The organism is Lacicoccus kunmingensis DSM 17847 (assembly GCF_059568765.1).
The window spans coordinates 1-5,060 of record NZ_JCANUC010000044.1 but is presented as its reverse complement, the minus strand read 5'-3'; the positions used below and the strand labels follow the sequence as shown (position 1 = coordinate 5,060).

The 5,060-nt window shown below is 39.9% G+C and carries 6 protein-coding genes and 1 pseudogene; 2 read left to right on the top strand and 5 right to left on the bottom strand.

Annotation, left to right across the window (positions count from 1 at the left end; translation table 11 throughout):
- Positions 1-80: 80 nt before the first annotated feature.
- The 5 genes from BO48_RS16660 to BO48_RS16640 all read right to left on the bottom strand — a co-directional run bounded on the left by BO48_RS16660 (position 81) and on the right by BO48_RS16640 (position 3,736).
- Positions 81-377, bottom strand: a complete 297-nt coding sequence (locus BO48_RS16660; RefSeq protein WP_496369247.1) for an ATP-binding protein — start codon at positions 375-377, stop codon at positions 81-83.
- 133 nt (positions 378-510) lie between these two features.
- The gene (locus BO48_RS16655; RefSeq protein WP_496369245.1) at positions 511-1,533 is read right to left on the bottom strand and encodes a tyrosine-type recombinase/integrase; all 1,023 of its coding nucleotides are present in this window, start codon (positions 1,531-1,533) and stop codon (positions 511-513) included.
- Positions 1,520-2,503 (bottom strand): tyrosine-type recombinase/integrase, encoded by a 984-nt coding sequence (locus tag BO48_RS16650; RefSeq protein WP_496369243.1) that lies wholly within the window; start codon positions 2,501-2,503, stop codon positions 1,520-1,522. Before BO48_RS16650 ends, BO48_RS16655 begins: the two co-directional genes overlap by 14 nt.
- Positions 2,496-2,699: a tyrosine-type recombinase/integrase gene (locus tag BO48_RS16645; RefSeq protein ID WP_496369249.1), complete on the bottom strand. Its 204-nt coding sequence runs from the start codon at positions 2,697-2,699 to the stop codon at positions 2,496-2,498. The genes BO48_RS16650 and BO48_RS16645 overlap by 8 nt, the downstream gene beginning before the upstream one ends.
- Complete coding sequence (locus BO48_RS16640) at positions 2,612-3,736, bottom strand: site-specific integrase (RefSeq protein WP_496369241.1); 1,125 nt, start codon at positions 3,734-3,736, stop codon at positions 2,612-2,614. Before BO48_RS16640 ends, BO48_RS16645 begins: the two co-directional genes overlap by 88 nt.
- A gap of 147 nt (positions 3,737-3,883) precedes the next feature.
- On the opposite strand from BO48_RS16640, the pseudogene BO48_RS16635 reads away from it, so the two are divergent.
- Together BO48_RS16635 and BO48_RS16630 are read left to right on the top strand one after the other, a co-directional pair.
- Positions 3,884-4,321, top strand: a pseudogene (locus BO48_RS16635) (ATP-binding protein); the annotation flags it as partial.
- Positions 4,322-4,369: 48 nt separating this feature from the next.
- Positions 4,370-4,906 carry a hypothetical protein gene (locus BO48_RS16630; RefSeq protein WP_496369239.1) on the top strand — a complete coding sequence of 179 codons (537 nt, stop codon included), beginning with the start codon at positions 4,370-4,372 and terminating at the stop codon, positions 4,904-4,906.
- The last annotated feature ends 154 nt before the right edge of the window (positions 4,907-5,060 follow it).

Genomic DNA, 5,060 nt, shown 5'->3' with positions numbered 1-5,060 from the left:
TGCCTCTTGACATAATGGACACCCTCCGTAAATTGATATCTTCCCATATACTATTTGTCTTCATTTACTGTGTCCAATTTCTAGTCTAACTTCAATTCACCCCATCCAGAGAGCGCGATATTGGTGGTGAAAATGGTTGAATGGGTTTCATACCGCATGTTCAGTAATTGGAAGATCAAGTCGGCTTCATGTTTCTGAATGGGCAAGTAGCCAATCTCATCAATGATTAACAGTTCGTATCTGGCATACCGTCTGAGGACACGCTCAATCGTCCCTTTTTCATACGCTGTCCGGAACCGAATCAACAACTCATGACAATTGATGAACAACGTGCGTTTGTTCTGGCGACAGGCTTCCACGCCCAAGACGATTGCCAAGTGTGTTTTACCCTTATGAAAAGCTTTCTATAAGGGTAATTATCGAAAGTTTTTGTTTATGGAAAGACATTCCTAATAAAGTGTTAAATTCATGGCTTAGACAAGAAATATCTTTCCATAATCTTTTTAGTTTCTACTGACAAAACTTCTCTAACCAGCTTAATAGGTTGATATCCTCTTCCCACACGGGAACATCTTGAGTCACTACTTCTATATATGCAGATTCTAGTGCTTTTCTTTTTGTTTCTGTATTTGCTCTCAAATAAATTTCAGTCGTCGTTACATTCACATGACCTAATAAATCCCGAATATAAATTAGATTCACGCCTGCCTCTAATAAATGCATCGCTTTCGTATGTCTAATCATATGGGGGTGTATACGGTTGGGGAATAGAAGCTCCGAATGAGATTCTTCAGCCCTTTTTAAATACTTTTCTAAAATGTATGCGATACCGGGTCTCGTAAATGAGCGTCTATTACTATTGAAGAACAAAGGATGACTTTGTTTTCCATTGACCAATAAATTATTTTCTGTCATATAATTTTCTAATAGATTTCGTGTTATCCCCATAATCGGTACACTTCTTCTTTTGTTTCCCTTACCTGTTAAAGTAATTGTTGCGGGTTTTGTTAGCCTAATATCCCTAATTTTTAAATCGATTAATTCCTGAACCCGTGCACCTGTGTCATAAAGGGTCACCATTAATGTTAAATCGCGACGTTCCCTTTTCTTTCTCACATCTGGTTGTTCCAGCCAGAACTTTAGGCAATCTTGTGAAAGAAAGGCCACCATTTGCTTTTCTTTCTTTTTAAAAGGCACCCCCAAGATCGTTTGACATTCAAAAATCATTTCAGGGTGTTCTATTTGGACATAACGGTAAAAACTATGAATGGCTGCCAGTCTCTGGTTACGGGTATTGATGCTCACATGACGTTCTTTTTCAAGCCAAAGCAGAAAATCTCTGATTTCTTTTGCTGTAATTTTATCTAGCGTAAGATACTCTGGTTTTATACTCAGCTCTGAATGATAGTACATTAATATTTGTTTGAACGTATCTCGGTAGGACAGTATTGTATTTGGGCTGACATTGCGCTGACTCGGAAGGTAGTTGGAAAGGAATCGTGTAAGCACTTTAGCGAAATCAGTCTGTTTCATTAAATGACACCTCCGGGATTAAGGTTGAAAAGCTTTGTTCAACAGAAGCTGTAATTTGTGGATATAAATCAGCGGTCAGTCTTAGATAGTGCTGTGTCCCTCTTAAATCATTATGTCCCAAAAATGTTGAAAGGTAGGGCATGAGGTTCGTGATATCTTCGTCATTTAAGACCCAATGCTTTAAACAATGGACCGCAAAAGTATGTCTGAAATCATGCAATCTCGGGCCTTTACCACTATGGGAGATTCCCGCTGTCCATAGAATCTCTCTAAACAATTTATATATTGTACTTTCTTTATAAGCGCCGCCATAAGGAGACGGAAAGAAATAGGCATCACTATCATTTACTGAATGGATTTTATCTGCGTAAAGACGACAACGTTCTTTTAATGTGTCATCCATCGGCACAATCCGTTCTTTTCCAAACTTGGCTTCTCGAATAAATAAAGTCCCTTGGTCAAAATCTATATCCTTAAGCTTTAAATTTACTACTTCTGAAATTCGCAGACCGCACCCATATAAAATACGGAACAGAATAGGAAGAATTAAGTGTCTATTTGGAGATACATGTGAAACAGGATAGGCATCGCATATGGTAAAAATATTTTTCAGTTCTTTTTGTGAAAAGATATAGGGTATATAAGAATATCTGTCCATCGGGATGGTGGCACGGGGAAAAACATATGCCGGATATCCAAGACGTATCATATATAAAGCGAGACCCCGGATAATTGAGATTCTGCCATTTCTAGTACTGCTGGTTTCGTTCGGCCTTTTCTCTGTCCAACGTATGACCAGATTCTTTGAAAGTTCTCTTTCTACTACATTTTCCTTGTCTGCTAAGCTGTCAAATTGCTTCAAAAGAGATGCGGCTTTGTTGTACTTATAGCCCACCGCTCTTTTTTCCCCAATATACCCAGTAAGCAAGTGACTGAAGACGCTTTCAAAAACAATGTTCTGATTAGTCATTGTCAAACACCGTCTCGGGGTCAATCGTACATTTCCTAAGCCCTTTCAAATCAGTATGCAAGTAAACGTTGGTAGATGAAGAATTAAAATGTCCAAGCACTTCAGAGATTACTGGTAATGGTGTGCCCTGTTCAAGCAGAGTACTCGCAAGTGTATGTCGCAGCGAATGTAAGCCGTGTCTTTTACCTTTAGGAATTGTAATGCCGGCGAGTCTCGTATATTTTGTAATAATGTTGTGAAGATTTGCGTCTTTACCGAAGGCTTCATAGGGGCGTTCATTCTAAGGAATACAAAAGGAGAATCACTAATCGGTCGTGCATTTTTCAAATAATCAATCAGTGCCCAGCCGACATCCTTTAAAATGGGGTATGTGACGGGGCGCTTGGTTTTGTTCTGTGTGATTTCTATTGTTTTTGAATGCCAGTTTAAATCTGATAATTTCATAGATTTAAGATCTCCGACCCTCATACCAAGCTTAGCTATCAGGAGCAGGATCGCATAATCTCGTTTCCCGGTTGGATTCCCTCGATCAATACTCTTCAACATGCGGATGACATCCGCTTTATCCCAAACAAAAGGCACAGATGGATAATAATATTTATTCTGCTTTGGCACTGTCAAAGATAAATCATTATGTGTATATCGTTTATGATAGAGAAACCGTAAATAGACTCTGAGGGTTGTTAAGATGGATGCGATACTTTTCTCATGGAACCTGTAAATTGTTTTGACATAATCGGATATCAGTTCGGCCGTAATATCATTCGAACTTTGGACTTTCCGACCGTCAAGATAGTCAATGAAAAAGAACAGGCGCTGCATCCGTGTCCGTAGTCCTCTTTTTGAGTACTCATTCATTTCACATTCTTCTTCATAGGCAGTCAGTTCTTTTTCAAACTGAGGCGGTTTAACATACCCTGAATTTTTTACAATCCTCCGGATAATCACGCCATGTAGCTGATAATCTCCCAAAACTCTAATCATCCTAATCGGACCTTTGGCACCTTTAGGCATGGTTTCCTCATAGTAGTTCACAGTACAACCATACTTTTCTTTCAAAAACTGACGTCCCAGTGCTTCTGAAAAATAAGATTCATCTTTTTTCTTGCCAAATGCAATGATTCTTTTGTAAAAGCTGCGATAGCCGCTTATAGTATTATCCGCATAATTCAACCGCTCTAATTCTGATAAAACCGCAACAACCAGTGCTTCAATCGATGTTTTTGTCTCCATAGTGCACCTCCTAGATTTTATACATCTATTGTGAGGCGTTATGAAAAGAAATAAAAGAATACAGTAGTGCTATTGACGGATATTCTCTTATTTCTTTCCATAAACAAAAACTTTCGATAATTCCCGTTATGAAAAGCTTTCTATAAGGGTAAGACCCATCTTTCCACCGGTCTCGGTATTCACGCTGTCAATCAAGGCTACCAGGTGTCGTTTATACCGATGGATCATCTGGTATATATCCTTAAAACACGAGAATATCTCAGTAAGTCAAAAACCAGATATAAACGTATGGAATCTTCAGATTTAATTATTATCGATGACATCATGTATATGGCTTATGAACCGCAGGATGCCCAGCTGTTTTTTCAGTTTATCTATGATATGTATGACAAAACAGCGTTCATCTTAACATCGAATAAGGGGCCTAACGAATCGGGAAAATTTTTGGGAGACACGACACTGACCACGGCGATCTTAGATCGCCTCCTTCACCGAAGTGAAATCATTACCTTCGATGAGAATCAAGACAGTATCAGAATGAAATACAGAAGAGCGTTATTTGAAGTAAAGAGTGTTGAGTCCTAATTGGGATAAGCTGTTGAATCTTATTTGGGGTAAAGTGTTGAATTCTACTTGACGGTTACAGGATATCTCCCGCATCTGCCGACAAACGATTATCCTGTCTTCCGAGCGATTGAAGGCCGGGTCAATAAATATAATGAAGTCACACTGGACCATACACGGATACATATCCCGAGAGCGGCGAACTATCCACGGCTCCATCTTGTGTTGACATGGGACCGGTATAAAGCAGTCACCGATGACGGCGAAATTCTGGCGGATGACTACCGCCCTTACATGAATCAGCGTCGGGCCATCCCATGGCAGACGGTCATCAAAGGATGGATGTACAAACCCAGAGTCATTCCCTATTCGAGATATGCGAAATATCTCCCTGGCAGAGTCAAAGATTATCTGTTGGTTGAAGATATACAAATCAGAACAACCCGTTTGAACATATTGGCCAATTTACTGGTGACTCATGATATGAAACATATCAATCAGGAATTCTATGAAGTCCTTTCAGTCCCTGAGGCGGATCCTTATGGTGTGGACTGGACGACCTACGATGCATTGACGCCGACAGATTCTGGGGGTGATGCATCATGAGTGACACACTGAGAGAGATGTGCAAGTCACTGCGGCTGGCCTATGTCGCTGACATTTATGATCAGATTCCTTATGAATCGGCTGACCAGTTCCTAGAGGCCGTCTTTAAGGAAGAGTTTCGATTGAGAGAAGAAGCGAAAGTCCAGCGGTTGAT

Bases quoted from the DNA above. Each gene is read 5' to 3' on its own strand.
- BO48_RS16655 (WP_496369245.1), bottom strand. From the start codon at position 1,533: ATGAAACAGACTGATTTCGCTAAAGTGCTTACACGATTCCTTTCCAAC.
- BO48_RS16650 (WP_496369243.1), bottom strand. From the start codon at position 2,503: ATGACTAATCAGAACATTGTTTTTGAAAGCGTCTTCAGTCACTTGCTT.
- BO48_RS16640 (WP_496369241.1), bottom strand. From the start codon at position 3,736: ATGGAGACAAAAACATCGATTGAAGCACTGGTTGTTGCGGTTTTATCA.